The following is a 26,856-nucleotide window of genomic DNA, read 5'->3' as shown; positions in this document are numbered from 1 at the left end:
AAATATCAGAACCTATATGGCCGCTGTTTGCCTTCAATGAAGGCATGCGTTTTGCGCAGTTGGTCGGCTTGAGTTGACGGGTGATGGCGGCACGCCGTTAACTGTGCGTCCATACAGTTAACTCTGTTCATGTATAGGAATTTCAATAATTCCTATACAGGGTAATCCTCCTAAAAAGGCACCCTCTGCGTGATGCCAACGTGGCGTCGATGTCGGCAAAAAGCTTTTTTCACCCATCACCCACGCCGAAAAATGGATTGAAAGCGACTTTTCTGTGCCTTTTCCAGATTTTGGACGCACCTCTCCCGTATCAGGCCGGCACGTACCTCAATTGCGCGATGCTTTGAGCGTTGTTGATCAAGCCCTGCACTGTCAGACCGGCGATGGCTGCGGTGTACACCATCCGCGCTCCGCACAGCACGCAGCTGAACGGATCCCGATGCAAGAACGCTTTGCTCATCTGCGCAAAATACAGTTTTGGCGCTTTGCCACGCCTTTCCATTCGTAGCGCCTCATACACCCGGGGTAGCTGTCGGCCACAGACGCGGTTGGCCAGAAATCCAAAATACCGGATCATCCGAAAGTGCTTCTCCGGGATGTGCTGCACCACCCGGCGCAGCATGTCGGTCTGGCTCAGTGTTTCCTGCTGATAGGTCTTGGTGCGGTGATCCAGGTAGGTGAAGCTCAACGTGGCACCGGAGGTGTAGTGCGCCAGACGACTGCCCGAGATGGGCGGTTTTTTCAGGTAGCGGCCCAGGTAATTGACGGTCTTTTTGCCGTTTTTCGTCTTCTTCGACAAGTGGATGTGCCAGTGCTGACCACCGGCGTTGAGCACGAGGTGACGCCAGTCATTTTCGCTCTGCAGATGAGCGTTTTCAGGTGGGACGGTGGTGTGCTCCCACTGACTGAGCAGGTACTGGCGTACATTCCACATCCAGCGTCGACGCAAGGCTGATGGATGAAACGAAAGATCTTTCCAGACACCTGCGTCATCGATCCCACCCAAGGTGACCGAGACATGGATGTGTGGGTGCCAGTTAAGTCGCCGCCCGTAGGTGTGGATGGCGCAGAAAACACCCACCTCCACGCCCCGGCGTCGGCCCGCATAGAGCAGGTTGTCGACGGCCAGGCGACACAAGGCATCGAGCCAGTGACGGTTATGAAAGAACAGCGGCCACAGGGTGTCAGGCAATGTGAACACCAGGTGTTGCCAGGTACACTCGGGTAAGCGGTGCTGTTGATTGGCTATCCACTGATCGGTAGCCTTTTTGCCGCAGGATGGACAGGCGCGGCAACTGCAGGTGTTGCACAGGTATTTGACGTGCGGGCAGCTGTGGTTGCCGCAGGTGTAGTGTTTGACGCCCAGGATCGAGGTGCCGCAGGCCAGCATTTTGGTGACGGACTCGACTTCGATGTCGCGTAAGCCGCCCTCCTCGATGAGGTGTGCCCAGCACTGGTTAGCGGTGAAGAGGTTTTTGAGCGGTCGAGGCGTGTAGGCAGGACTCATCTGAAGCAGCAGCGGTGGGTAAGCAGGCTTCATGATGATCAATAATGGGCCTCATGGCAAAGCTCAAATCGATGTTCATTGCTCCCCGGCCCTCATATTTCCCCGCAGGCTGGGAACTGCCGGCTGGTGCGGCTCCACTAACACTTCCGTGCTCTCTACAAGCAATCGTATTTTTTGGTTTACGTATAGAGCCTAGTCATTCATTCTATTTATAAGAACCAGACAAGAGGACAAGTGCTATGAACAGGCTTCACAAGACCAGTCTGCTGGCGGCTATATTGACCGCATCCCCCTGCATTATGGCAGCTAACGCTCATGCTATGAGTTGTCCTGTCCCGCAAAGCGTGAAGTACGTTAATGGTATCTATATCGCGCCGGAAACGTTTGCTGGTTGGGAGGGGAACTGGGTTTCTCAACCACACAAGAAACACTCCATTAAAGAGTTTTCCACTGCTTTATATCTTTCAGTGGATAAAAGTCAGAAGGGAGGAACATTGACTAACTGTAGTTATTCACTAAGCGGAGATAATGGCGTAATAGATCTTGAGTATCGAAAAGCAGGAAATGAGAATAGACTAAAGACACTTATCGTTTCCATTGAAGGTCAGCACAATTGGATTAAAGAGCGTGGCGCGGTTGGAATTCAAGGATATGAATGTACAAAGTCAGCATCTGAGTGTCAGTTCGTTCCGCTGCGGCTAAACGAGGACTGATGAGTTTATGCATGGGGATTTTAAGATGCCTATGCATCAAGTTGACGTTATGAAGAAGGCGTCATGTCTTCATAGCCCCCTTCGAGGAGATGTGCCCAATACTGGTTAGCGGTGAAGAGGTTTTTGAGCGGTCGAGGTGCGTAGGCTGGACTCATCTGAAGCAGCAGCGGTGGGTAAGCAGGCTTCATGATGATCAATAACGGGCATCATGACAAAGCTCAAATCAATGTTTCTGCTGCTACGCGATCGTAAGAACGGGCGATTTGCAGCCGCAGGCTGCCCTGTTCATTACGCTAGGCGATAAGAAGGGAGATGCTGCCAAGCTGTTTGAAAATTTCTCGCTGGGTGTGGGAACAAATCGCGATAGCTGGTGCTATAACTCAAGCAAATCAGGTCTTACGGTTAATATGGGGCGCATGATCGACTTCTATAATGACGAAGTTAAACGCTTCAACTTAGCGCACGTAGGTCTTGACAAGAAAGCACGAGATAAAAAAATAGATGGTTTTATTGGCACCGATCCGGCTCGGATCAGTTGGACGAGATCGCTCAAGCAAGAGTTATCCAAGGATCGGCAATTTGACTTTGTGACCGAAAATCTTACTACTAGCCTTTACCGCCCCTTTACGAAGCAGTGGCTGTACTTTAATCGTCAACTTAACGAATATGTTTTTCAGTTACCACGAATTTTCCCTGATGCAGTAGCGGAGAATCTGGTAATTATTATGACGGCAAAGGGAGCTAAAGCTTTTTCGTGTGTTATTACGAACGTTATTCCAGATTTGAACTCTATGGAGGCCGGTGCCCAATGCTTCCCTCTCTACCTCTATGACGAGCCGAGGGAAGTGCAGCAAGATTGTCTATTTGATGTGTCCTCAAGCCCGAAACGGAACCGCCGCGACGCCATTACCAACGAAGGGTTGGCACATTTCAAGTCCAGCTACCCCGGAGAGAAGATCAGCAAGGAAGATGTTTTCTATTACGTGTACGGTCTGCTGCACTCAACTGAATACCGTGACAAGTACGCAGATAACCTGATCAAAGAACTATCACGAATTCCCTGCGTGAAGACCGCAGCGGGTTTCTGGGCATTCTCCAAAGCCGGGCGTGATCTGACCAAACTGCACATTCATTACGAAACAGTCGAGCCATACCCGGTCAAGATAGAAGGTAGCCTGGGCAAACCTGAAGACTACCGTGTCGAGAAGATGAAGTATGGCAAGAATGGTAAGAACAAAGACCTGACGACGCTGCACTACAACGCCAAAATCACCGTTACTGGCCTCCCGCTGGAAGCCTATGAGTACGTGGTCAACGGCAAGCCTGCATTGGATTGGGTAGTCGAGCGGCAGTGCGTTAAAATCGATAAGGCCAGCGGCATCGTCAACGACGCCAACGACTGGGCCATCGAAACCATGAAAAACCCCCAATATCCGTTGGAGCTTTTCCTACGTGTGGTCACAGTTAGCCTTGAAACCATGAATATCGTGAAATCCCTACCACCGCTTGATATTTGATTAAATAGGTGAGCTGGTGGCGTCTGTCGCTCAGCTCATTCACGCCAACTCAACGTTGGCAGCCTCTTCGCCATTCATAGAAGATTATCTTGAATATCGCTTAAGTGTAACGACCTGCAATCATCGAGTTTTTCGACCAGGATTGATTGCGTCTATTCGAGCCAGCAAACCGGGATTATTTGCGAATGAACCTGCATTCATCTGGTTAGACCTGCAATCGACCGTCATGAACCGGAATTATTTGCGAGTGATCACTCGCCGTTTCTGTCTCATTTAAGTACACCCTTGCGGGACGCGTGTCTGAGGCGTTTTTTATGTCTCAATAGGGTTGATTTTTCATTTTTGATATAGTACTTTCAAAAAATCTAGAGCCTAAAGAGACAAAAGCGCTATTGGGGTAGAGGACTGAATCTTGTGACCGCCACTATGGTGCTCTGGAACTCAGGGTTTGGGAGTAACGAAACAGAATGTGCACTTAGCCCAGCTCCTGAAGACCACTGTTTGATGGACGCTAAATCATCGGTTTTTCAGTCGCATTTAATCCTGGTCGGTTGCGCTCGATTGCAGGTCGAAGTGGCTGGATGCAGGTTCGTTTGCAGTCAATGCTGGTTCGCGGTGCCGGATAGACGCAATCAATCCCGGTCGAAAAACGCGATGATTGCAGGTCGAGGCCATTTCGATTGCAGGTCGTTACATCTAGGCAATCAATAAGAAAGGAAAGCTATATACTTGTTCTGACTCGCCGTGAAGGTGAAAATATTCTGATTGAGGATGGGATTCAGATCCAAGTCCTCGCTATTTCAGAGTTCGATCAGATTGTGCGTATCGGGATTGAAGCACCGAACGTCGCCATTGTTCAATGCAGAGACATTGACAGAAAGGTAACTGAACACAAGCCCAGGCCTGTCATCATTCATAAGTGTCGGTGGCGCTCATTGGTCAAAAAATAGGTAGAAAAGCTTTCATGAGCATGCAATCTTTCATCGCGGCGGGGCAAAAATACGGTGCCTGCACGTTTCGGCACTTAATCTGGATAGCCACTTCCGTGGGTATTTCGCTTACTGTCACTTTACCCACGCGGGCGGCCAGCGACGCTGCAGTAGTCACTTCCTGGGGCAAGGTAAGCGAGCCATCCAGTCCGCCAGTTTGCAAGCAGATCCAGGCCACGCTAACACCCAGGAATGGCTCACTGGACAGTGTCGACAGTGCGGCGCTCGACTCCCGACCTGACCAGGACAGAATCCAGAGTGCAATCGACGGTTGTGCCGCCGGACAGGCCGTCCAGCTTGTCAAAGGCACAGGTGACAACTCAGCGTTCCTCAGCGGTCCTCTGCAACTGAAGTCCGGCGTTACGCTGTGGGTCGACGAGGGCGTTACGCTTTTCGCGTCACGCAACCCCAGAGACTACGACAACGGCAAGGGCACCTGCGGAGTGACCACGGTCGCCAATCAGGACGCCTGCAGCGCACTGATTTCTGCAAAAAACACGCGCGCCAGCGGCGTGATCGGAAAAGGCGTGATCGACGGTCGCGGCGGCAGTCTACTCACCTCCGGTGCAAACGCCAATCTGCGTAGCTGGTGGGACCTTGTTTACCAGAAGACCTTGTCTAATGCTTACCAGCAAAAACCGCGCCTTATTCAGGTCAGTGGGGGGACAGACTTCGTCATCCACGGGCTAACGCTGCAAAACGCGCCGGACTTCAACATTGTCACTGACGGTGTGACAGGAGTGACTGTCTGGGGGATCAAGATTTTGACTCCCAGCCGGGTCTACACGGTTGAGGGCTACCGCTGCCCGATCGGCTCGACGCCTGACCAGAAGACCCCGGGCACCTGCTTTACCCCGGAAACCGTGAAGAACACCGATGGCTTCGACCCCGGCCAATCAAACAAGGTGCTGCTGGCCTACTCCTATATCAGTACGGGTGATGACAACGTAGCGATAAAGTCCAGCCGCACCTCCGGCAGCCGGGACCTGATGTTCGCGCACAATCACTTCTACTATGGGCACGGCTTGTCCATCGGCAGTGAAACCAACGGCGGCGTACACAATGTCAGCGTTGTGGATTTGGCAGCAGATGGCGCAGACAGCCAGGACGGCATTGGACTGAGAATAAAGTCAGGAGCCAAGAGCGGAGGAACCGTCGACAGCGTCAGCTACGCGAACATATGCATGCGCAACGTCAAATTCCCGCTAGTGTTCGACACTAACTACGGCAGCGTCGGCGGAACCTCGTACCCTGATTTCAGTGGTATCACCGTGAAAGGCTTCCACTACCTGGGCAGCCAACGCTTCGGTGGCGGTAAGACGACTTTTGTCGGATACAATGACAACGGCCAAAAACGACCGATTTCCATCACGCTGGATAACGTTGTCTTTGACGGAACCCAACCCAGCTTCACCGGACTCACCTCGACCCACTTCATATTGGGGCCAGGGCCGGTCAGTTTTGCCAACAAACTGGTGCCTTCGATAAAGGATGACGTCACGGTGTCCGTAAGTCCTGGTAACGGAACACCGGTCGATTGCACGGCAGCGTTTGTACCGATGAAATCCGTGGTGCCTGAGGCTCCGTTCTAGGGGGCGGGGGAGCAATGGAACAGCCAACCGACTTAAGGAGCCGCAGGACTCTCCTGCGATCACGGTACTTAATTGCACTTTCTGTTCCATTGCACCCCTGACCCCAAAAATGGGGTTTGGGGATCAGTGCATTCGAGCTGTCATATCCACGCCCAAGGCTCTCATTACCGTCAACATATTGGCAGCTCAATGACGCCAGTTTTGCCCAAGTGGGTCAATTTTACTTCGGCGTTAGTGGGTCAGTTTTACACCGGCGGTACATGTAAGCCCTCGTGCAGCCTGGCCGGTACGCGGGTTCACAGACACCTGCAAACCCCGCCGCTTGTAGGTGGCAGTTACGCATGCTTCGATTGGGCCTCCGCTATTGTTTACCCCCGACGGTGGAGTTGGCGGCAATGACGTTGGCGACAGGTCTCACATCCTCTTTAGGATCGCCACCTCGGGCGATTTGCGTCACGCCTTGCTCGTTCCGAATGCCTAGAAACACCGAGCCGCCTCCATCCAGATTGAGGGTGGAGACTTGGGCGTTCTTGGTAACGCCTTTACGCGTGCCCGATGGATCAGCACCGACACCGGTGATGGTCTGCCAGTCTTCCATCTTCACGCCCTTCGATCGCTGGCTATTCGCCGTCAAGGTGTGAAATACCGCATCGCTCGGAGCGTTTGACTCGTCGTGGAGCACGCTTAAGGCGGCTCGCTCGTTGGCGTCGCAGGCATGGGTAAGTGCGCCGGCAAGCTTGTTTAAGGGATTGTCTTTCCCCTCGAGTCGGTACTGGAACCGATCGGCATTGCCGAGCTTTGTCTGCTGTCCGCTCAACGCGAGCATTGGACCACTCGTGACGGCGACCTGGCCATTTGCAAATCGGAGTTGGCCATTGTCGTGCTCCCAGGCTGGCGCGACCGGCACATGGTCAGTTCGCGTTGCGGTGAGGCCCACGGGTCTACCTAAATAGCTCTTCCCCGCACTCACGCCATCGGGATTCCCGTCGATCCTCAGTTTTTCTTTATGCACGAAGTAGCCACCGTTGATGACAGCCGATGACGGGGGAGCATGTTGGGAAAGCTCTTTTGGCAACTGAGCATCTTCGCCGTTCTCCGTCCCGATCAACATGCCGGACTTTGCGCCGCCAAGGACAGCTAGCCTGGTGTAGGTTGCGCCGTCCTGCAGTTTGTTCAGAATATCGGCGAGCGCTGTGCCCTCGGGAGGCGTGCCCTTAAACCCACCGTGGATATTCGTCTGAATCATTCCGGGGACGGGCTGCTTCACGCTCACCGTGTTCGCTCGTACTTGGTAGCCTCTGAAGGCACTTTGTATGATGGTAGCGGCGTCATCTCTAGGATCCTCGGTGGCGGGCTTTTGCGAAGCACTGCGCGGCTTAAGTCCGGAGATCGCGGGATTATCTGATGCAGTTGTCGACAACGACGTGTTGATAACCGGCGCGTTGAAGTCGACGTGTTCAGAACCAGTGATGTACAGAGTTGACGGTCCAATGATCTTGGTCATTTGAAAGCACCTATCGGATTGACTGGTGGGTAACTATTGATGCATAGGGAAACTCTGAAAAAGACTTCCAAATCTGGTGAAATACGCCAGTCCCAAGCACTGAACGGTTGAGTCCCGATGAAGCAGATGTCCTTCGCTGACGCCGAATACGCTGGCAAACGCAAACAAACCCGCCGTGAACGCTTCCTGATCGAGATGGATCAGGTCGTGCCCTGGAATGGCTTGGTCAAACTGATCGAGCCACACTATCCAAAGGGCGAAGGTGGTCGCCCTGCCTATCCGTTGATGGCGATGTTGCGGGTTCATCTGATGCAAAACTGGTTCGGCTACAGCGATCCGGCCATGGAAGAATCGCTCTACGAAACCACAATTCTGCGACAGTTTGCAGGACTGCACCTGGATCGGATTCCGGACGAAACCACGATCCTCAATTTCCGCCGACTGCTGGAGAAACATGAGCTGGCCGGTGGGATTTTGCAGGTCATCAATGGCTATTTGGGCGACCGTGGTTTGTTGCTGCGCCAGGGCACCGTGGTCGATGCAACGATCATCCATGCGGCGAGTTCGACCAAGAACGAGGACGGAAAACGTGACCCTGAAATGCACCAGACGAAGAAAGGAAATCAATATTTCTTCGGGATGAAAGCGCACATCGGTGTCGATGCCGAATCCGGTTTGGTGCATAGCGTGGTGGGCACGGCGGCGAATGTAGCTGACGTAACTCAGGTCGACCAGTTACTGCACGGAGAAGAAACTTACGTCTCTGGCGACGCGGGCTACACCGGTGTCGAAAAGCGTCCCGAGCATCAAAATCGCCAAATGATATGGTCGATTGCAGCGCGGCCCAGCAGTTATAAAAAGCATGCAAAGGAAAGTCTGATCGGGCGCATGCGTCGCAAAATCGAATACGCGAAAGCTCAACTGCGCGCCAAGGTTGAGCATCCGTTTCGAGTGATCAAACGCCAGTTTGGTTATACGAAAGTACGCTTCCGAGGCCTGCTGAAAAACACTGCGCAGCAGACCACGCTATTTGCTCTGTCCAATCTGTGGATGATGCGAAAACGACTGCTGAATACAGGAGAGGTGCGCCTGTAATGTGGACAATTGACGCTAAAAAGCGCTTGTCCGAAGAAAAAAGAGGAGTTGGGCGAGGCAAAGGTCTGATTTTCGATTGAAACGACGTTTTTTGAAACTTTGAAGCAACGGGAGGGTTAAAAAGTCTGCCTACTTCAGACCTTCCATAGATATACTGAAAGCCCATATCAATATTCAATCAATATTTTGATATGGAGTGCTTTTAATATCTAATCAGTCTTCGCCACCGACCGATATTCCCCGATTCAGGACCTGATCGATTCCAATGTTGATCAGTGCCGCACGGGAGATCCCCAACTTGGCGCTCCAGGTTTGGGCGTGCATCCCCTGATTGGAGATATCAGAAGCTCAGCGCACTGCCAGCTCGTCGCGGACCTTCATGACGGTCGTAGTTGAACACGCAGCATGCCTCGCTACTGCGCGGATCCCGAGCCCTGCAGCCAGCAGCTCACGCACTCGGTTACGCAGCTCTGCGTCTACGGGTCTGCCTTTGTAGACGCCTGAAGCTTTTGCCTTCTCAATCCCTTGTGCTTGGCGCAGTCTTCTTTGTTGATAGTCCTTCCTGGCGATCGCGGCCATCATATCGATCATCATGTAGTTGATGGCCGCCAGCATGCGGTCGGTGAACTCGTCCCCCGACTGGGCCGTCATGCCTTGATGACTGGTAGGCAGATCTACAGAGACGATCCGTATGCCTCGGTTATCGATTGCTGTTTTGAGGGATCGCCAAGCCTGGTCATCCATCCGCGACAGCCGATCGATGCTTTCCACCAGCAGCACGTCACCTCGGCGAGCATCTTTGAGTAGTCGAATTAATTCCGGGCGGTCGGCATGGCTGCCACTGGCATTTTCCATATAGGGGCGAATAGAGAAAACGGAAAAAATTGTACGCTAGCGTGAATTTTGTCAGGTTGAGGTCATAGAAGTTGACGGCGATCCGTCAGGAAATACAGAAAACCGTCCTAGTCTGACAGGGGGCTGGTGAGTGGCCTGACGCCGGGTTGAGGTGTACTTCAATCGGACACAGTCCAGGCTGCACGAGTGCCTGTCTCATGTTGGCAGTGCTTACCGTACGATTTTTTCCGAATTCTGCGGGCACCCCTACATGATGCGTGCGTCTGAAAAATTACGCGCCCAAGGCTCCGTGTGTAAAAAGATCAGGGTGAGCATCCGCACCGGCCAGTTCAATCCTGACGAGGCCAAGTATGCAGATGGCGCAATGGTTCAGCTGCCCTACCCCACCAACGATGTGAGGGTGATGACCCAATACGCGACGGAGGCGGTCTCGCGGATTTTTCGACCAGGTTTCAGGTACAGCAAAGCCGAAGTGCTGCTGATGGATATCTGCCAGCCAGGCGAATTTACTGATGACCTGTTCGCGGTCAATCAGCCGGTGAGTTCAGTTCGACTGATGGCTGCTTTGGATTCAATCAACGGCAAGTGGGGTCGTGGGACTTTGCGCACTGGTTCAGTGCCAATGACGCCGAACTGGGGCATGCGGCGTGAGCAGATGAGCCAGAGCTACACGACGCGGCTTGATCAGCTGTGGGTTGTAAAGGCTAAGTAAACACATGCCCAATACAGCTTCAGCTTAGCACGCTTAAAATCCGCTTTCTGAAGCGCACCCTTATCGACAAGTAGTAGCCAGTAGGCTACAATCGAAGCCATGACGGATCTCATCGAAAACACCATAAACACTACACCTGAGTTTGATGATTGGCTTGATGGTGTGAGGAATGCCCAGGGTAAAGCAGCTCTTTTGGCTCGTTTGGATCGAGCCAAAGCAGGCAACTTCGGTGATTGTGAGCCAGTGGGGGATGGTGTCAGTGAAATGCGGGTCTTTGTTGGGCCTGGGTACCGAGCTTACTTCGTTCGCACTGGCGGGACCACTTACCTGATGCTTTCGGGTAGTGACAAAACGGACCAAAAACGCGGGATCAAGGAAGCAAAAGCGATCCTTGATGCCCTTACGGGGAAAACGAAATGACTGAAGCCAAATTCAACCCCAAGGATATGCCTATCCTCGAACTGAACACATCCGGTACCAGCCGTTATGAAGCTTCGCGCTTTCTCGACAACCCGGAAGCGATCAGCGCTTACCTTGCAGAAAGCATGAAGGAAAACGACCCGGAATTGCTCATGCGGGCGCTTTCTGAAGTCGCAAAAGCGCAAGGCGTTAACAAGGTTGCCAAGGACGCTGGAGTCAATCGGGAAAGCCTTTATAAAACGTTCAAAGGTGGCGTTAAAACACGATACGACACCATTAGAAAGCTGATGGAGGCTGTAGGGGTAGAGCTTACCGTGCAGCCTATTGCCTCAAAAGCTGCGGCGGTTAGCTGGTCAGTTGCGCAGCCGCGCAAAGCATCTAAAGCAGCGGCTGCTAAGCCTGACGGTAGGCCAACCGCTAAGGCAGCAACCAAGCCAAGAGCGACTACAAGACATGTTGGCGCATGATTTTCAAAATATTAAAAGAAAAGGACAACGCTCCATGAGTGATAACCCCTATGCCGACTGGCCGTTGCATCACTTGGTGTTTGTGAAGGTGCGCGACGGCGGCGGTCCTGCCGCCATTGCGCACAGTGTCGCCCAAGTGCATGGAATCAGAGTGGATGAACTCAAGGCCCTCTGCCGCAAGACCGGTGACGAATGGATTGCTCGCGATGGCACATTAGACCCGATCAATCAGGCAGTGTACATCTGGGCGCAAGAGTAGGCCCCGCAGCGTTACGAACGGAGATTATGTAGAATGGCCCCTCCTAAGGGGAAGGTTGCAGGTTCGAACCCCGCCTGGGACACCATACAATTCAGCGCTTTCAACGACTTCTTATATTTCCGAACGGTGGCCATGACAGCAGGGTGACAGCGGCATACTTTACGGTCTGCCTTTTTGATCTGTCATCGCGTGTCTTAATTCTCCAAATTCATTGAGCGCATAAGCAGCCCATGTTCACGGATGTAGGCACTGGCAATCTCTGCGCTTACGAACTCGTTCTCCTTAGGCACGGCCCTTTTAGGTATCTGTTCGTCTGCGTATTGTTTCAATTGTGGAAAAACCCACTCCTTGTCTGCCGGGTCGGTAACGTTGTCCTTGAAAACAAAGATTTCCTTCTTCAGCGCTTCCATCCGAGCGATCAAACGACTGGGATCGGCGGCGCCAGATTCGCGTTTGATGTAGTCGATCTCATCAGCAATTTTTTTCAGCGTCCCACATACGCCGGTTCGTGCTTCCGTACGCAGCACGCAATCATGGCGAGATTTAGTCAAAAACAGGCTTTCGGATATCGCGTAGTCCGATACGCGCTTGGAGTCTGCCGCGAATAGCTCTACGCTCTGCCGGAAGTCGGGATACTGGGCTATACCCGCGTATAGGGTCCCCAGAATTGTGAGATAAATTTTGAGTGATCCTTCCTTAAGCTCAACCTCGGTTCCGACGTCTTTGTAGAGAAAGAACTCCGCCCTCACGCCCAGAAAGCTTTCTAGCTCTGCTTTGAGGGCTGCCTCGTCTAAGTCCTTTGGCACTGGGTCAATGTGAAGGTATGCCTGGCATATGATGCTTTTGTTGATGTAGTCGGCCACTGAACTTCCTTTCTCTTGGGCGGAAAAGCCTTGCTCATCACATTACCCGATACAACCGCATTAATGCAGGTTGCTTCACCGCGAAACTTAGGTGCGGGCGCACCTTCCCTCTGTCAGGGCTCCACGTACCTCATCTGCGCGATCGCCTGAGCGTTTGAGGATCACTCCAAAAACGCAGACGGTCAGGGAACAATTCTAAAAGCGTACTTAGCGATAGTTTCGGCATCAAGTCTTTGTCTGTTCAGCGGATGCTCGGGCTTGTCTGCCAGGTATTGGGCAAGTTTTTTCATATCCATGAATGTAAGGGCCTTGTTTACCTCTTGGCTGTAAGGCTGCGGCTTATCCGTCGGATTAACCGCTAGACCTATCACCTGCTGATCCGGATTACTCAGTGACAAATCTTCACCAAAAAGGCAGGACGTCGCGTTGTCGGGATGATCTGCCGCATCTCTGAAACCCAGCTCTTCAGATTCAGCATCGGCCTTCGAGATCGTACGCAATTGATTAAACTGTGGAGCTATATCCAAGGCTGCGCGGATATCATCCACAACTTGCTGTCGAGCCGCCGGGTCAGTTATAAAGGATGCAACTACCCTACTTACATCCGCACCCGGGTTCAGTCTACGCAAGCGTATTGCGTAAGCCACATTACTTTCGTCATGCTCCTGCGGCGGCATCGCCGCCAATCTTGCAGCCCTATTGAGGCTTGAGGATTGAGGCTCTGCTTCCTGCCGAATGTTCTGCTCAATCCATTCTCTGATTTGGCCAGACAAAGGTGGGGAACGTAGCAGCCTCCGGCTTCCGGATTCCGCAGGAGATGCGGGCGGCGGCAACTCCGGACTGTTCGCCGAACTGGCACTGCTACTGGAGTCATGTTCGCGCTCAGTTACTGGCTCGCCGTCTGTGCGCAAATGCCAAAAAAAATTTGATGGCCCTGCTCCGTTGATACCCGGCATATAGACTCTCCACTCCTGATCTTGTGTTTGCGGACTGTTCCGTCCTCGGCAATTGGACATGAGTTGGCGATCGGACATGATAGGTTCCACTACTGGTGCATATCAGATCGAGCGCCTGAGTGGTACTAACACGCAGGCACACCGCGCAACATTGAGATTTGTCATGATGTGGCCTTTTTAGGTATACCCAAATAAGCTGAGCTTATCAGCTATGGCTCAATTGACCTAAAGGCAACCCTAATGAGCCGTGCCAGAAAGAACTACTCTTTTGAGCCATACCTAACGCCAAGGACATGGTTGTGTTGGACCAGCCGGAGCTGACACCTTGTCACAGCAAGAAATACATGCTTTCATGAATAAATGCTTTCATGAAATTATTCTTTCAGTATACTGTCTCACGCTGGCATTGCCGACCAGGCAGATAATTTCAACATTTCAGCATTTCATGAAGTCGGAGTAGCCATGGCTATCATCGCGGTATTACAGCAAAAGGGTGGCGTCACCAAGTCAACGCTTGCTAGAGCTATTGCCACAGAGGCTGCGAGAGCTGGCTTGGATACTCTATTGGCAGATATCAACCCACAACAACAGACCTCGTACCTCTGGTCTGTCGCTCGCGATGAGGCGTCACTGCAACCTAGAGTCGATTCTACGGTTTACCATCGTTCTGATAAGTTGATTCGAGAAGCAGAAGGACGGCAGTTGGTTGTAGTGGACGGCGGGCCTCATGCAAGCAATCAAAGTCTGGAGATTGCTAAGGTAGCTAGCGTGATAGTGATTCCTACAGGTGTCACAAAGGACGATTTACGAGAAGCACTGAAACTAGGAACAGAGTTTGTAGCAGAAGGCGTACCACGGACCAAGCTTCTCTACATTTTGAGCCGAACACCACAGTCTGACCGTGAGCTAGATAGCGCTAGGTCTAACATTGAAGCTTTTGGGTTTGCGTGTGCCACGGGCTCTATACCGCTTTCTACGGGGTATGGCGCGGCGATGGATTTGGGTCTAGCAATTACTGAAACTAGGTTCAAAGGGCTTAATGACAAAGCGTTATCTGTCGTGCAGCAGGTGTTCAACCACGCGAATAATGCATGATATAATGAAAGCATTAATTCATGAGAGCATGAAGTATGACTGATAAATCTCCACCAAACCGCAAACCACAGGCTCCAAAAATTGATGTGGGCGCGTTTGGTGCCGCTTCAAAAGCACCCACAGGCCCGGTCAATATTGAACGCAGCTCATCAAACCTACCGAAGCCCATTCAGATTCGTGTGCCTATTGAAAAGCATTCCGAAATCAAGGCTTACGCTGCTGAGCAGCAGATGAGCATAACCGATCTTTTGATGAAGGCTTACGAGGAGTACAGGACGAGACACAAATAATATGAATTCATTATTTCATGAAAAAATGAATTCATGATTGTTCGAAGGAGTCTCGAAATGTTTCGTATGGATTGTGAGAGCTTCAAGGGAATTGGCATGAATTCATTGTTTCATGCTAGACGTATCGCTGTGTAATAGCAGCGAAAAAGGTGGCCCGCAGGGAAGGTGAGAGTTCCCAACGGGCCGTATAACACAGAGAACCCACACGAGGGAAAACCATGTCACATGCTGAATATATCATGCTGCGCAGCATTAAAGTTGTGGACTTATGGCGTATGCAACCAAATCAGGTAGCTGCTTTCGCCCAAACCTGCTCTGGGCGATTGATGGCCACTATCGAATTAGCCATGCTCAGGAGAAAAATATCTGCCGAGCGACTTGTGCCGATGAGGTGCCGCAGTACGGTATCGAAATGACCAAATAGATTTCTAGGGGAGAGGGTATGGACGCAGTAACAATTGAGCGTTGGATTAAAAATCTAGGTCGGCAGCATTCAGAGTTGGTATTAGAAGCAGTCATCCCCGACTTGCCGCTTGCGTGTCTTTTCATAGATGACGACGGACTGCAGATGGAGCCTGAGAACGCTATCGAGCTTCATTTTGACCCACGAACCATGCGGTTCGAAGAGATAAGCTTCATTCTCCATGAGCCTGAGCCTAGTCCTTTTGAAACGTACAAGGGCGAGCTGCCCTGGCCGTTTACGATAGATATGGGCAGACGGCAGGTATGGCTTGCAATGGGAGGGGAACCTATCTCAACTTATTCTGGCTGCCCAAGACGCAATGATACCTACATGCTTGATCCAAAGTACCACCCCGACGCTATTGTGACATTTCAATACACGGTAAATCACAAAGTAGAGCGATTGACATTCACGGTGGGTGATCGTGCATTTTGGTTTGGGTGAAGTGGGGGGAGCACTCTAGCCTTCAACATATAAAGCGTTCGCTGCCACAGGATCGAGTTGTCGCACTCTCATCAGTGCCGGGGGAGGGAGCTTAAAGCCTCCCCGGGTGAAGGATATGGAGCTCGTCAACGATGCCTGCGAAAACCTTGCTGAGGCATTTGGCCATAGCGATAGATGCTCGCTGCTCACCGTGTCCTATCCTCGAAAAATTGTCAGTGTCTAGCTTCAGATCGCTGATTGCGGATGCCCTAACGCACACATCTTCGATATTTATAATACTGACCTTGGCCATTTAGCGTCTACAACACGGCCAATTATCTGCCAGTCCTCATCAATTTCAATTGTGCTATAAACAGGATTTAGGGGCCTAAGATAAGATCGCCCTGAATCTTTATAGAACTGTTTGAAAGTTGCTTCGTTCGTATCAGTAATTTTGGCAACAACATATTGGCCGCTTTGAATGTCGAATCCTGGTGCGATGAGGATTAACATTCCTTCCACAAAGGAAATTCCTCCTGGGGCAGTCATTGACGGGCCTTTGACCTTTAACCAAAAACCATTCGGCCCAGCCCAAGCATCTGACGGGTGGACTTCGCAATTCGCTACATTTCCAATCACTAAAGCCTCCGTGGCCGCGCCAGCTTGTACCCAGCTTATTTCAGGGTATTCATAAAATTTCACCGGTGCTAAGGCGGGTTCTACGTTCGCATCAAATCCTGAAGTTTCAGGGAGCATGCCTCCCTGACCGTTTACCAGCCATTCAGCGTTAACTCCGCATGCTTTCGCGATACTGACTACGAAGGCGCTGCCAGCATTTTTTCCTGTCTCGAGCTGCGAAATCACAGGTTGCTTTATCCCCGCTTTTAGGGCGAGTTCGCCCTGGGATAGACCTGCGTGAGCGCGTGCGATTTTGAGTCTGTCGGCTAGGTTAGTCATCTGATCAGCTTATAAGTTCGCTTATGGCGTTGCAAAAAATAAATCTTATATTTATTGTATAAATATTCTTATTAGGACTACCTCCCTATGACCCCTATCCAGAGGCTTGTGAATTTTTTTGGTGGCCAAGCGAAAACTGCAATCGCTCTCGGCGTTACCCAAGCTGCGGTTTCATATTGGGTTTCAGGAACCCATCAAATGGGTGCTGCCAAGGCTTTCCTCGCCGAAGAGTTAACTGGAGGGATGGTCACGGCACGTGATCTATGCCTAAACCAACCCAACCGAACTGAGAAATCAACCAATTACGGCGACAAATAGTGCCATTTGCAGAGGGTTTTTTATGAGAGGCATCAAAAATATAAGAAAAATTATTGCTTCGGCAGATAAGGAATATTATATTTCGAGTGCCGGTCCTCTTGGTGTTCCGCATAGGCGCACAGGGAGCGGGTTTAGAGGCAGCGATGGGTCGGCCTTAACGGCTCAGAGGGTTGGCAACTGGCCCAGGGTGCGCAGCGTAAAGCCCCAAACAAGTTTTCTGGCGGACAGGGTCGCGGCCGGAAATACGATTTAAGACCCCTCGATCTCATTATTGGGAGATCGAGAGGTTTCACCAAATGGCCTTGTACAAGGCCATTCGGGAAACCTCCCATAACGTAAGGAACCTGCAATGCTCACCACCAGCGCCTTCCTGGCCCTGGCTATGCAATGCGCTCCCTCTATACACCCTGCCACGCTTACCCCCATCGTCAAGACAGAATCCTCCTTCAATCCCTATGCCATTGGCGTGGTCGGCAAAGTGTTGCCGCGTCAACCGCAAAGTCTGGATGAAGCTGTATTGGTGGTGAAGCAGCTGGTACATGGCCATCGTCAAACGTTACGTCGCGCAGTTCTTGCCCGAAAAACGTTACCTCAGTGCCGAAGTGCGTTTTGGCGTGAACGGCCACATCTTCGTTGCGCGCTCCACCAAAGTGACGCAGCCCGGTTGGACGGCGCAGGTCACTGAAGAAAACGAGCAAGACGAAGACGCGTCGGACGCCGCAGAGGTCGCAAGCCCCTTCGATGCACTGGCGGATCTGAAAGTTGGTGACGCCGGAGTGTGCGATGGCATCACGGTGGCCAAGGAAAAGACCAAGCCCCTGCCGCTCTACACCGAAGCCACGTTGCTCAAGGATCTGCAGCGCGTGGCCAAGTATGTGAAAGACCCGCGCATCAAGCAGCTGCTGATCGACCGCGACCAGGGCAAGAAAGGCGAGAACGGAGGCATCGGCACCCCGGCAACCCGCGCCGCGATGCTGGCCAAGCTTCAGGAGCGTGGTTTTTACGCGGTAGAGAAGAAAAAACTGATCCCCACCCAGCTGGGGCTGGAGTTCATTGCCGCGTTGCCAGCGATTGCCACCACGCCGGACATGACCGCGCTCTGGCATGAACAGCAACAGATGATCGAGGCCGGTGAACTGACCGTGGACGCGTTCCTGGACGAACTGGAGGACTTCATTGCCCACCACCCGCGTCCTGATCCGCTTCACCAAGCTTTTCTGGAAAGACCTTGGCCTGGCCTATGTTCATGAACGCGTGCAGAAGTCGGCCAAGAAGCGTCGCAATGCTCAGCTGCGCGACATAGGGCAACAGCGCTTGGCGGACATGGAAAAGCACTCTCTGGAACTCCAGCGCCGTGAAACGTCGCGTCAGCGCTGGCAGGCCAAGGAAAATCGGGAGGCGGGCGTACCGGATACGCAAGATGTCGCGGACTCCAGCACATCGCCGCCAGTGAGCAACACCGTGTTCAGTGCGCTGGATAGGCTCCTGGCGTCGAGGAGCAAAAAAGCCTAACAGGCCCCCACTTTGTCCGAAAACTGCATCCGCTCACGCGGAGCCATTGTCACGCCTGCGTTTTAAGGGAGGTGGGTGACCCTATGGCCAGGCACCACCAGGACCGCTCGACGGCGCTGGTTGTGCCGCTTTTTAGCGTTACCAACTGCTCTTTTTGGCCATTTTGCAGGTGTCGTTCTGAAGGCTTTGAAATAAATGAAATTTTATCCCCCCTTCAGTTACCCCTTTCAGGAAAAACAGGGATTTACGCGGTGGGAACCCACCTCATAAAGCAGTAATGCACGCGCAAGTCGTGCCTTCGGCACGGCGCGTATGATCTGCGCCTGAAACACCGTGGGTCAGCCTGTCTAAGCGGCCCAGGGCGATGAAGCTGCCCTGCCCTGGCCTGCGGCCACCCTGCGGGCGCTAAGACCCGGATAAATCGGCCTGGAACGGCAAGCCGCCCCAGTCCTCAACCGGGCACGTGTGCGCGCAGGCTGCTCAAATAATTATGTGCATGGTCAATCGCTCTTTGCCTTCAATGAAGGCATGCGTTTTGCGCAGTTGGTCGGCTTGATGCATAGGAATTTCAAAATGCCTATGCATCAAGCTGACGCTGTGGAAGGAGCGTCATGCCTTCAAAGCGATGCGTAGGAAGACGCTGAGGCGTTACTTATGCAGTGAAAATCCCTATCAACAAGCATTAATGCAGGTTATTTCACCGCGAAGCCTAGGTGGGGGGTGTAAGCCGGAACCCCGGAAAATTCCGTCGGAAAACGTCACCAGAGCGGTTTACGGCTGCTTTTGCTATCCGACACGGTTTTCCGTACATGTTTTGGCCGCTCAATCAAACAGTTTTCGGCTTGGCGACGTCGCAGCCGGAAAATAAATGTTTGGCGTCAATCCGCACCATTACTGGCTTCCCGCCCATGACGGAAATTTCTGGGGTTCCGGCTTACAACCCCGCACAGCACGCAACTGAACGGATCCTGTTCTGGAACCTAATCAACGGATACGCCACTAAGGTACGCGTTACTCAAGACTTAGTTAAAATCAAGATAAAATATTATTGGAGTGAATTATGTTGAATTCGCCTGGTTCTATTGGCATTAGCGGCCCATCATTGCATCATGAGCCTGATAGATTGGAAGGCGTAAGTGCCAATAATTTATTTCCAAAACTCAATCCTGCCGCACTACAAAAAGATAGCAATGTTCTATCGCAACTAGCGGCCTTAAACAATATAGAGATCGATACTAAAAAAATTATTGTTCAGGAGCTGAAGGATAAGTTATCTAACGTTTGTTGTCTTGACAAGAAATATGTGGAAAATGATATTGATTTAATTAAGCAGATATTGTCTGATATCTCGACGGCATCAAAAGGATCGCTTAACCTTGTTTTAAAGAATCATGCAGTTAAAGCTGTAAAGGATGCTGTGTATTGCTTTACTTTTGATGACTTTTCTATAACGCACCCCAATGTAAATAACGAGTCTTCAAACTTTAATCGCATTTTGCCTAGTCTTGGTTGTGCTGCTCAAAATTATGGATATTTTGGTCGAAAGATTATTTTGCATACTGCCGAGCAGATGTTGAGCGACTATAAAAAAGCTGATCGACTAGGAAAATTTGAAAAAGTAATACTAAATGATCCAAGTAACGAGGCGACTGAACTATCGACTGGTGATTATTATATGAAATATCTCACAGACCACGGTATCTCCTTAGATGAGGAGTACGACAAGACCAAAATGTCTTAAGTGGGGAGCGGAGGTTTGGGGTGCAATGGAACTGAAAACGGAGGCCGGGGATCACTCAAGCGGCGCGGTTTGCACGTCGGGATTTTCGGTGCGCTGCACACCTATGGCCGGCGGCTCAACTGGCATCCCCACGTCCACCTGTCGGTGACCGCGGGCGGCCTGGATGAGCAGGGCGTCTGGAAAAATCTGTCGTTCCACAAAGAGGCCCTGCGGCGGCGCTGGATGTGGCTGGTGCGCGATTACCTGCTGGGACAGCCGCTTTCGCAACTGACGATGCCGCCGCCGCTGGCCCACATCCTCTGTGAAAGCGACTGGCGCCGTTTGATACTGACCGCTGGCGGCCAGCACTGGCACATCCACTTGTCGAAGAAGACGGAAAACGGGCGAAAGACCGTCAATTACCTGGGCCGCTACCTGAAAAAACCGCCGATCTCGGGCAGTCGTCTGGCGCATTACACCTCCGGAGCCACGTTGAGCTTTACCTACCTGGATCACCGCACGCAGACCTATCAGCAGGAAACGCTAAGCCAGGCCGACATGCTGCGCCGGGTGGTGCAGCACATCCCGGAAAAGCATTTCCGGATGATCCGGTATTTTGGTTTTCTGGCCAATCGGGTCTGCGGGCAGTACCTGCCGAAGGTCTATGAAGCACTGAAGATGGCGACGCCAGGACCGGTACCAAAGCTGTATTTTGCGCAGATGGCCAAAGCCTTTCTAAACGTCGATCCGTTCCGTTGCGTGCTGTGTGGCGCACGGATGGTATACACGGCGGCAATCAGCGGGCTGACGGTGCAGGGACTGGTCCTCAACGCTCAGGCGATCGCGCAGATGAGGTTCGTGAAGCCCTGAGAGGGGGAAGGTGCGTCCGCACCTGGGGTTGTAAGCCGGAACCCCAGAAATTTCCGTCATGGGCGGGAAGCCAGTAATGGTGCGGATTGACGCCAAACATTTATTTTCCGGCTGCGACGTCGCCAAGCCGAAAACTGTTTGATTGAGCGGCCAAAACATGTACGGAAAACCGTGTCGGATAGCAAAAGCAGCCGTAAACCGCTCTGGTGACGTTTTCCGACGGAATTTTCCGGGGTTCCGGCTTACACCCCCTGATAGCCGTATAAAGCCTGCTTTTGCTGGGTTCATGGCATTGCATAGAGCCTGACCATGGCGCGACTTCCTTTTCGTACGTAAGTGAGTAAGTACGTGCTTACGTAATTATGTATTTACTTTTTTATGTTCTCCCTGTATAGTGTCTCTGTCAGGCAATAATAGGGAGAAGACTATGACTACATATGCGGTGGTGAACACCAAAGGTGGTGTTGGAAAATCAACAAATAGTATCCATCTGGCTTGTCATTTATCAATTGCGGGTCCGACGTTGCTGATTGATGGAGATCCCCAGGAAAGCGCCGCGACCTGGGCCGCATGGCGCCGCGATTGTAACGAGGCCAAAGGCTTGCCAATGCCCGTAACTATATGTCTAAGGGGTAAGGCTATCTATGATGAGGGCCGGCACCTGGTTACCAACTATCAGAATACAGTAGTTGATGCAGGTGGCCGCGATGCTCCAGGTTTGCGCAACGCATTGCTATTGGCTGACGTCGCGATAATTCCGGTCGGTGCATCTGATTTGGATGCCGCTGCAATGACTGACCTGTTAGAAGTGGTTGATATTGCAAAAGACTACAATCCAAAGCTGATAGTGAAAGTGCTACTAGCGCGAGTTGACCCCCGCACCAAAGACACACGCGATATGCTCGTATGGCTTGCAGACAATAAACTGAATGCCCTTGCTGCACGAGTGTGTGAGCGCGTGGTTTTCCGCCGAGCAATTGGTGAAGGCAGAACAGTAGAAGAATTGGCCAAAGATCCGCAGGCAATCGCGGAAATGGCAGCATTTTACAAAGAGGTGACGTTATGAGAAGCAAGCCAACTTTGGATGAGTTTCGTTCGGGTGGGGCAGAGGGAGCTGTGGAGGAACAAGCTCCTAAAACAAAGCAGTCGAACGTAAGCCCGCCAGCAGTTGATGAAAAGCAAAACAAAACCATCCGAATCCGAAAGTCTTTCAATTCGCGGCTTGCCGACGAGGCTTTTGCAAGATCAAAGGTCGAAGGCCGTAAGGTCAATGAGTCAGATATTGTGGATGAAGCCCTAGGTGAGTGGTTCGCCAAGCTGGATCAGGCACGATCAGAGCAATCCATCTGAATTACTTACGTACGTATGTGTTTACGTAATTACGCATGTATGTAATTACAGGTAGGCTGGAATTTTGAGCGTAAAAAAACCGAAAGCCCAGCCAGGCTTTCGGTTCGGTGCTTACCGTACTGAGACATACGAAATGCACGCACCAATCCGATCGGCCTGACAGTTACGCGGTTGAGGCTTTCTCCCCCATCAAGCGATTAGCGGGTGGCTCCGTTCTTCAGCATCCAACCCGGCGTCAGGCCGCTCACCGGCACCCCGTCAGAGTAGGGCGGTTTTCAGTATTTCCTGGCGGATCGCCGTCAACTTCTATGACCTCAACCTGACAAAACTCACGCTAGCGTACGTTTTTTTCCGTTTTCTCTATTCGCCCCTAACAGGCTGAAATCGACCGAAGCTATCCGTGGTGGATCTTCAAGTTGTGGGTCGTGGAAACAGAGGCGTCCAGACACCCACCTTCGCTTTGTAGAGTATCGGTAATGAATTGTTCGGGCACGTCTCAGGAAGAACCAACAGCAAGCCCTGATTTTTGAACCCTAGGTGTAACGACCTGCAATCGAAATGGCCTCGACCTGCAATCATCGCATTTTTCGACCGGGATTAATTGCGTCTATCCGAGCCAGCAGACCGAGATTATTTGCGAATGAACCTGCATTCATCTGATTCGACCTGCAATCGACCGTCATGAACCGGAATTGACTGCGAATGAGCGCACGCCGTTTCTGTCTCATTCGAGTACCCTTATGAGACGCGTGGCTGACTCGTTTTTTGCGTCTCAATAGGGTGGTTTTTCATTATTTGATACGGTAGGTTCTCCACTTCTAGAGCCTAATGAGGCAAGTTTGGCGACGGCCCTTTACGGATACGCTCGTGTTGCAGGTCGAGGCCATTTCGATTGCAGGTCGCTATAACTACACCTTCCTGAGCGGTAAAATAATCGACCTGCACGCGCTCACACCAAAGTCCCGGCCCCAAGGGCGAGTTTCATGTTGAAGCCAGGTCGGGCGTCTCGCCATCATGAGGTCACCAACTGTTTGATCTTCTCGATGCCTGCGCCAAATCTGGCCGCCAACTCCTGGCGTTGCTCGACAGTGCTGCTGGCATCGCCGTTTAATTCTTTCAGGGCTTTATTCAAGCCAAAGTGGATCGCTAAAAGTTCATTAAAATTTAACTGCCCAGAAGATTCAGAGCTGTCCAGATGTAAATGTTTTTCCACTTTCAACAAGTCTTCCATGACCGATACTTGGCCTGCCGAAAAGCATTCAAATATAGGCTCGGCCGGTCGGAAAGAATTCATATGCGCGTTCCGAATAAACAAGCGACTTTTATCAGCTGCCAACTCAGTGTTGTGACTCGATAAGGAAATGAAGTCACCTTCAAGCTCGTCGCGGCGTCGCACTCGTTCTGTTGAATCTGTTATTTCGTTGGGCAGCAGTGGACGATGTTCTCTTACCATCGCTGCATTGAAGCCGGGTGTGCCATTGCGTTCTGGAAGTTTTTCTAAAACAGCGGTAATTTCTTTTTCAGTCAGAATGTCTTTCCCTATTATTTTTTTGCCTAAGTGCTTCAGATTTTCGAGTATTATACCGACATTGTTTTTTTCTAATTTGCCATTAAACTCAAGATGGTAATGCGGGAGCATTTTTCCATTATCGGCATAACTGACGCCTAGCGTGTGGTAATAATCGTAATCCTTTTCATTCGATTTGCGTGGAATATGTCGATCCTCATACACCTTGCCATCGCCCTTCAGATGATTTTCATGAATACTGATCGGTGCTTCCCCATGCTCGGCAGCCATCTGGTTATAGGTCATTACGATACTGGTGACGGCGCGCTGAAGATCGCGTTTTTCTGTTTGACTAAGTTCGCCGCTGCAAAACTTTTCCGATCCGGTCAGATTCAGCAGGCCTTTTTCAGGACGCACTTCGATGTTCTGCAAAAGTAAACCGGGTGAGCACGTCACACGATCCCATTGACGCTTGTCGTTCTGAGCTAGCATTAAAATTCCTGCATTGAGATTGCTGGCATTTTCAGCGGGATGCAGCAAGGTGTCGAACCGCCGGACGTCGGGTGCTAGTTTATGTGTTGTTTCTGCGGGGGTTGAATTTGAACGCCGTAGCGAGGGAAAAAGTGCATTTAATTTCGATTGCAACGCCTTGTCGTGCATCGAATTAGCAACCGAGGTTGTGCCCGATGTTTTATCCAGCTGTGACGACGGTGCTGGCGCTGGTGCTGGTGCCGCCGACACCGCTACGGGTTGCTGATAGTCCGTTGACAACTGATGTTTTTGTAACAGGGATGGATAGGGTTGAGCGCATGATTCCCCTCATAAAGGTGACAGGTTATAAAATCGGGGCTAGTGCGAATCTTCGGCGCGTTTCGTGAGTTAAAGGCGCATCTTCCCTGCATAAGGGCCGACACGTCCCCCCAAATGCGCGATGCGTTGGGCATTGTTGACCAGGACCTGAACTATCTCAGATAAATTAATTGGATCCTATGTGTGGTCGCAAGAGCCCGTGGGTTCCGAAGACAGGCTCAAAACTGACGAATGGGTCGATCGGGAAGCACCATGATGACGTGGACTCAAATTAGACAGACACGGCGTGCGCTCACTCGCAATCACTTTCGGCTCATGACGATCTATTGCAGGTCTAACCAGATGAATGCAGGTTCATTCGCAAATAATCCCGGTTTGCTGGCTCGAATAGACGCAATCAATCCCGGTCGAAAAACGCGATGATTGCAGGTCGAGGCCATTTCGATTGCAGGTCGTTACAGGTATGGTCATCCTATGTTGGTACGGATCGATCTCCACCTGCAGTCCGATGATTCTGTACTGCTAACCTCGCGGGGGAGGGAACACCGGAACACCAATCAAAAACGCAAAATGCGTCAGTGTTCCACGCGTAGAATGGGACAACTTTCAATCTTGCCACACTGGCGACCTGGCCTTGGCAAGGTGGGCTTTTTCCAAAACTGCTTGGGTCCTTCGTGATGATGAGTAAATGAGTAAGTACCTGACCTCTTTTCCAAGCAGCGAGCGGAAGAGGGGACCCGGTGACCGCGCCCGATCGCCATTGCGCACCAGGTACACGTAGATATGTTCAGCAGCAGCAACCAGTTGCAGGGGCAGATAGCGGATCTTGCCGCCCTTACCGTGGATCCGCAGGTGCTTTACATCGCCGGAGCTTCTGCAGGTCACCTGTCTACAGCAGGTATAACTCTTCACGGCGCAACCCGTGGTTCAGCAGCACTGCCAGAATTGCTCGATCGCGCACTCTCCGGAGCGATGCCCCATCCGGCGCATCAGCAGACGCTTGGCCTGGTCATCGCCCAGTGCTGCTAAATCTGGGGCCGTTTGACGTCATGCACGAGGCTGCCTACGGCGACTGCGTTGTTCTCCAAGCGATGATCAAACAAGCTGGTCAGCGCCGCCAGTTTGCACCGGATCGAGCACAAGCCAGGCCTCGCTGTTACAACTGTGTGCCGGGCTAAAACGTGAGAGCGGGTCACCTTTAAGTACTATTGGCAAATCACTTCTGCATAATCAGTTTGAGTACCTCCGCTGCCCGAGGCGCGCTGGCATGAGCACCTTCGGGCGCAAGAGCGTCGCTTTGTACTATTGTCTGCCCTGCATTACTAAGCTCCCTCAAGGCAATCCGAACGGCTTTGGATTGCGCCTCCGTCAATTTTTTGCCTTCGACAGTTATCTGGGCCTCGATCTGTATGGGGCTTGCCTTAATCATCATGTGTAGCAACATGCACACTGAGCTGATTACTATTGCAATGAAGATAAACGGCCCGATTCCATCAACGAGACGCGACTGCTCAATTTCCACGTCCATGAGATGTAAAATCATGGAGATCAGGACGTAACCAAAAAGAAGAATTACGCCGCAGGAAAGAGCGATAGCTTCAAGTTTTTGCAGTTTCGGTGTGACGTGGAAAAGAATAGATTTCAGCATGGAAAATTCCTTTGCAATAATTGTGAGACGTTGTTGGCCGTCCTCATGCTTGGGATGAGGTTCGTTATCCATTGTATGGATGCTAGCGGATCGAGCGAAAAACGCCTACAGCGGCAGTGGCTGTCCTTTGATTGCTCCTTACATCGCTGTTTTACGCCAGAGACAGAGCGCTGGCCCAGTTGTCCATGGAAAGAGGAAAATCGTATGCTCCTTCTGACTCGCCGCGAAGGTGAAAATATTATGATTGGCGAAGGAATTCAGATCCAAGTCCTAAGCGTTTCAGAGGATACTGGGGATGTACGTATCCAGATTGAAGCTCCAGATGCCGTCGAGGCCCAGAGCAGAAACGTTGATAACGAAATGACCGATGGCAAGCCTGGTCCTGTTATTACTCATAAGCGCCGGTGGCGCTCGTTGGTCACTCGGTAGGAAGTTTGAATGACC

24 protein-coding genes and 8 pseudogenes are annotated in these 26,856 nt (G+C 51.6%); 22 read left to right on the top strand and 10 right to left on the bottom strand.

The genetic code is table 11. The features are described 5' to 3' along the window. Positions 1-310: 310 nt before the first annotated feature. A complete protein-coding gene (locus PCPL58_RS02365; RefSeq protein ID WP_080336767.1) occupies positions 311-1,540 on the bottom strand; it encodes an IS91-like element ISPsy3 family transposase in 1,230 nt (409 codons plus the stop codon). Positions 1,541-1,746: 206 nt separating this feature from the next. Between PCPL58_RS02365 and hopBM1 the strand changes: the two genes are divergently transcribed. The 4 genes and pseudogenes from hopBM1 (at position 1,747) to PCPL58_RS02355 (ending at position 6,318) form a co-directional block, all read left to right on the top strand. Continuing rightward, positions 1,747-2,220, top strand: a complete 474-nt coding sequence (gene hopBM1, locus PCPL58_RS28865; RefSeq protein WP_074800939.1) for a type III secretion system effector HopBM1 — start codon at positions 1,747-1,749, stop codon at positions 2,218-2,220. 284 nt (positions 2,221-2,504) lie between these two features. After that, positions 2,505-3,737, top strand: a pseudogene (locus PCPL58_RS02360) (type ISP restriction/modification enzyme); the annotation flags it as partial. Between the two features lie 725 nt (positions 3,738-4,462). Beyond that, on the top strand, positions 4,463-4,687 hold the full coding sequence (locus tag PCPL58_RS28860; protein WP_044311011.1) for a carbon storage regulator: 225 nt from the start codon (positions 4,463-4,465) through the stop codon (positions 4,685-4,687). A 14-nt stretch (positions 4,688-4,701) separates the two neighbouring features. Further along, on the top strand, positions 4,702-6,318 hold the full coding sequence (locus PCPL58_RS02355; RefSeq protein ID WP_232002795.1) for a glycoside hydrolase family 28 protein: 1,617 nt from the start codon (positions 4,702-4,704) through the stop codon (positions 6,316-6,318). 361 nt (positions 6,319-6,679) lie between these two features. On the opposite strand, the gene PCPL58_RS02350 is transcribed toward PCPL58_RS02355, so the two are convergent. Further along, on the bottom strand, positions 6,680-7,822 hold the full coding sequence (locus tag PCPL58_RS02350; RefSeq protein ID WP_065348723.1) for an IQ calmodulin-binding motif-containing protein: 1,143 nt from the start codon (positions 7,820-7,822) through the stop codon (positions 6,680-6,682). Between the two features lie 117 nt (positions 7,823-7,939). On the opposite strand from PCPL58_RS02350, the gene PCPL58_RS02345 reads away from it, so the two are divergent. Beyond that, the gene (locus tag PCPL58_RS02345; RefSeq protein WP_065348561.1) at positions 7,940-8,917 is read left to right on the top strand and encodes an IS5 family transposase; all 978 of its coding nucleotides are present in this window, start codon (positions 7,940-7,942) and stop codon (positions 8,915-8,917) included. A gap of 348 nt (positions 8,918-9,265) precedes the next feature. Here PCPL58_RS02345 and PCPL58_RS02340 read toward each other — a convergent pair. After that, positions 9,266-9,775: pseudogene (locus PCPL58_RS02340) on the bottom strand (recombinase family protein); the annotation flags it as partial. A 247-nt stretch (positions 9,776-10,022) separates the two neighbouring features. Here PCPL58_RS02340 and PCPL58_RS02335 point away from each other — a divergent pair. The 4 genes from PCPL58_RS02335 to PCPL58_RS02320 all read left to right on the top strand — a co-directional run bounded on the left by PCPL58_RS02335 (position 10,023) and on the right by PCPL58_RS02320 (position 11,630). Then, a complete protein-coding gene (locus PCPL58_RS02335; RefSeq protein WP_083188296.1) occupies positions 10,023-10,484 on the top strand; it encodes a DUF4113 domain-containing protein in 462 nt (153 codons plus the stop codon). A 99-nt stretch (positions 10,485-10,583) separates the two neighbouring features. Further along, entirely contained in the window at positions 10,584-10,904 is a 321-nt protein-coding gene (locus PCPL58_RS02330; protein WP_032616419.1) for a type II toxin-antitoxin system RelE/ParE family toxin, read from the top strand. Further along, complete coding sequence (locus tag PCPL58_RS02325) at positions 10,901-11,371, top strand: addiction module antidote protein (protein ID WP_024421059.1); 471 nt, start codon at positions 10,901-10,903, stop codon at positions 11,369-11,371. Before PCPL58_RS02330 ends, PCPL58_RS02325 begins: the two co-directional genes overlap by 4 nt. Positions 11,372-11,405: 34 nt before the next feature. Beyond that, complete coding sequence (locus PCPL58_RS02320) at positions 11,406-11,630, top strand: hypothetical protein (RefSeq protein WP_065348722.1); 225 nt, start codon at positions 11,406-11,408, stop codon at positions 11,628-11,630. Positions 11,631-11,824: 194 nt separating this feature from the next. On the opposite strand, the gene PCPL58_RS02315 is transcribed toward PCPL58_RS02320, so the two are convergent. Next, positions 11,825-12,493: a hypothetical protein gene (locus PCPL58_RS02315; RefSeq protein WP_065348721.1), complete on the bottom strand. Its 669-nt coding sequence runs from the start codon at positions 12,491-12,493 to the stop codon at positions 11,825-11,827. Positions 12,494-12,675: 182 nt separating this feature from the next. Then, positions 12,676-13,341 (bottom strand): annotated as a pseudogene (locus PCPL58_RS31670) (Effector protein hopAB1); the annotation flags it as partial. 570 nt (positions 13,342-13,911) lie between these two features. Here PCPL58_RS31670 and PCPL58_RS02305 point away from each other — a divergent pair. The 3 genes from PCPL58_RS02305 to PCPL58_RS02295 all read left to right on the top strand — a co-directional run bounded on the left by PCPL58_RS02305 (position 13,912) and on the right by PCPL58_RS02295 (position 15,741). Further along, positions 13,912-14,544: a ParA family protein gene (locus PCPL58_RS02305; protein ID WP_003381804.1), complete on the top strand. Its 633-nt coding sequence runs from the start codon at positions 13,912-13,914 to the stop codon at positions 14,542-14,544. A 35-nt stretch (positions 14,545-14,579) separates the two neighbouring features. Next, entirely contained in the window at positions 14,580-14,834 is a 255-nt protein-coding gene (locus PCPL58_RS02300) for a hypothetical protein (RefSeq protein WP_003381801.1), read from the top strand. Between the two features lie 442 nt (positions 14,835-15,276). After that, a complete protein-coding gene (locus tag PCPL58_RS02295; protein ID WP_065348720.1) occupies positions 15,277-15,741 on the top strand; it encodes a hypothetical protein in 465 nt (154 codons plus the stop codon). A 270-nt stretch (positions 15,742-16,011) separates the two neighbouring features. On the opposite strand, the gene PCPL58_RS28855 is transcribed toward PCPL58_RS02295, so the two are convergent. Further along, positions 16,012-16,677, bottom strand: coding sequence for a LexA family protein (locus tag PCPL58_RS28855; protein WP_024668590.1), 666 nt, complete (start codon positions 16,675-16,677; stop codon positions 16,012-16,014). 87 nt (positions 16,678-16,764) lie between these two features. Between PCPL58_RS28855 and PCPL58_RS02285 the strand changes: the two genes are divergently transcribed. The 9 genes and pseudogenes from PCPL58_RS02285 to PCPL58_RS02255 all read left to right on the top strand — a co-directional run bounded on the left by PCPL58_RS02285 (position 16,765) and on the right by PCPL58_RS02255 (position 22,447). Continuing rightward, positions 16,765-16,995 (top strand): transcriptional regulator, encoded by a 231-nt coding sequence (locus tag PCPL58_RS02285; protein ID WP_053486254.1) that lies wholly within the window; start codon positions 16,765-16,767, stop codon positions 16,993-16,995. A gap of 349 nt (positions 16,996-17,344) precedes the next feature. Next, positions 17,345-17,533 (top strand): annotated as a pseudogene (locus tag PCPL58_RS28850) (lysozyme family protein); the annotation flags it as partial. Further along, positions 17,532-18,245, top strand: a pseudogene (locus tag PCPL58_RS28845) (DNA topoisomerase); the annotation flags it as partial. The pseudogenes PCPL58_RS28850 and PCPL58_RS28845, both read left to right, overlap by 2 nt. Next, positions 18,172-18,507, top strand: a pseudogene (locus tag PCPL58_RS28840) (hypothetical protein); the annotation flags it as partial. The pseudogenes PCPL58_RS28845 and PCPL58_RS28840, both read left to right, overlap by 74 nt. 809 nt (positions 18,508-19,316) lie before the next feature. Next, complete coding sequence (locus tag PCPL58_RS30525) at positions 19,317-19,574, top strand: hypothetical protein (protein WP_157893880.1); 258 nt, start codon at positions 19,317-19,319, stop codon at positions 19,572-19,574. Then, positions 19,568-20,248 carry a hypothetical protein gene (locus tag PCPL58_RS02270; RefSeq protein ID WP_157893879.1) on the top strand — a complete coding sequence of 227 codons (681 nt, stop codon included), beginning with the start codon at positions 19,568-19,570 and terminating at the stop codon, positions 20,246-20,248. Before PCPL58_RS30525 ends, PCPL58_RS02270 begins: the two co-directional genes overlap by 7 nt. 57 nt (positions 20,249-20,305) lie before the next feature. Then, positions 20,306-21,097, top strand: a pseudogene (locus PCPL58_RS02265) (IS91 family transposase); the annotation flags it as partial. A gap of 427 nt (positions 21,098-21,524) precedes the next feature. Continuing rightward, on the top strand, positions 21,525-22,163 hold the full coding sequence (locus tag PCPL58_RS02260; protein ID WP_019740374.1) for a ParA family protein: 639 nt from the start codon (positions 21,525-21,527) through the stop codon (positions 22,161-22,163). Beyond that, on the top strand, positions 22,160-22,447 hold the full coding sequence (locus PCPL58_RS02255; RefSeq protein ID WP_019740373.1) for a hypothetical protein: 288 nt from the start codon (positions 22,160-22,162) through the stop codon (positions 22,445-22,447). The genes PCPL58_RS02260 and PCPL58_RS02255 overlap by 4 nt, the downstream gene beginning before the upstream one ends. A gap of 411 nt (positions 22,448-22,858) precedes the next feature. Here the strand turns inward: PCPL58_RS02255 and PCPL58_RS32870 are convergent, their stop codons facing one another. The 4 genes and pseudogenes from PCPL58_RS32870 to PCPL58_RS02240 all read right to left on the bottom strand — a co-directional run bounded on the left by PCPL58_RS32870 (position 22,859) and on the right by PCPL58_RS02240 (position 26,484). Beyond that, complete coding sequence (locus PCPL58_RS32870) at positions 22,859-23,026, bottom strand: phosphoribosyltransferase-like protein (protein ID WP_462687358.1); 168 nt, start codon at positions 23,024-23,026, stop codon at positions 22,859-22,861. Between the two features lie 433 nt (positions 23,027-23,459). Beyond that, the gene (locus tag PCPL58_RS02250) at positions 23,460-24,725 is read right to left on the bottom strand and encodes a hypothetical protein (protein WP_232002792.1); all 1,266 of its coding nucleotides are present in this window, start codon (positions 24,723-24,725) and stop codon (positions 23,460-23,462) included. A gap of 750 nt (positions 24,726-25,475) precedes the next feature. Continuing rightward, positions 25,476-25,960 (bottom strand): annotated as a pseudogene (locus tag PCPL58_RS31945) (tyrosine-type recombinase/integrase); the annotation flags it as partial. Between the two features lie 20 nt (positions 25,961-25,980). Next, positions 25,981-26,484: a hypothetical protein gene (locus tag PCPL58_RS02240; RefSeq protein WP_020339809.1), complete on the bottom strand. Its 504-nt coding sequence runs from the start codon at positions 26,482-26,484 to the stop codon at positions 25,981-25,983. 132 nt (positions 26,485-26,616) lie between these two features. Between PCPL58_RS02240 and PCPL58_RS02235 the strand changes: the two genes are divergently transcribed. Next, complete coding sequence (locus PCPL58_RS02235) at positions 26,617-26,841, top strand: carbon storage regulator (RefSeq protein WP_024421145.1); 225 nt, start codon at positions 26,617-26,619, stop codon at positions 26,839-26,841. Positions 26,842-26,856 lie beyond the last annotated feature (15 nt).

It is taken from the genome of Pseudomonas cerasi (assembly GCF_900074915.1).
GTDB lineage: Bacteria > Pseudomonadota > Gammaproteobacteria > Pseudomonadales > Pseudomonadaceae > Aquipseudomonas > Aquipseudomonas cerasi.
This window is presented reverse-complemented; position numbering and strand designations above follow the sequence as displayed.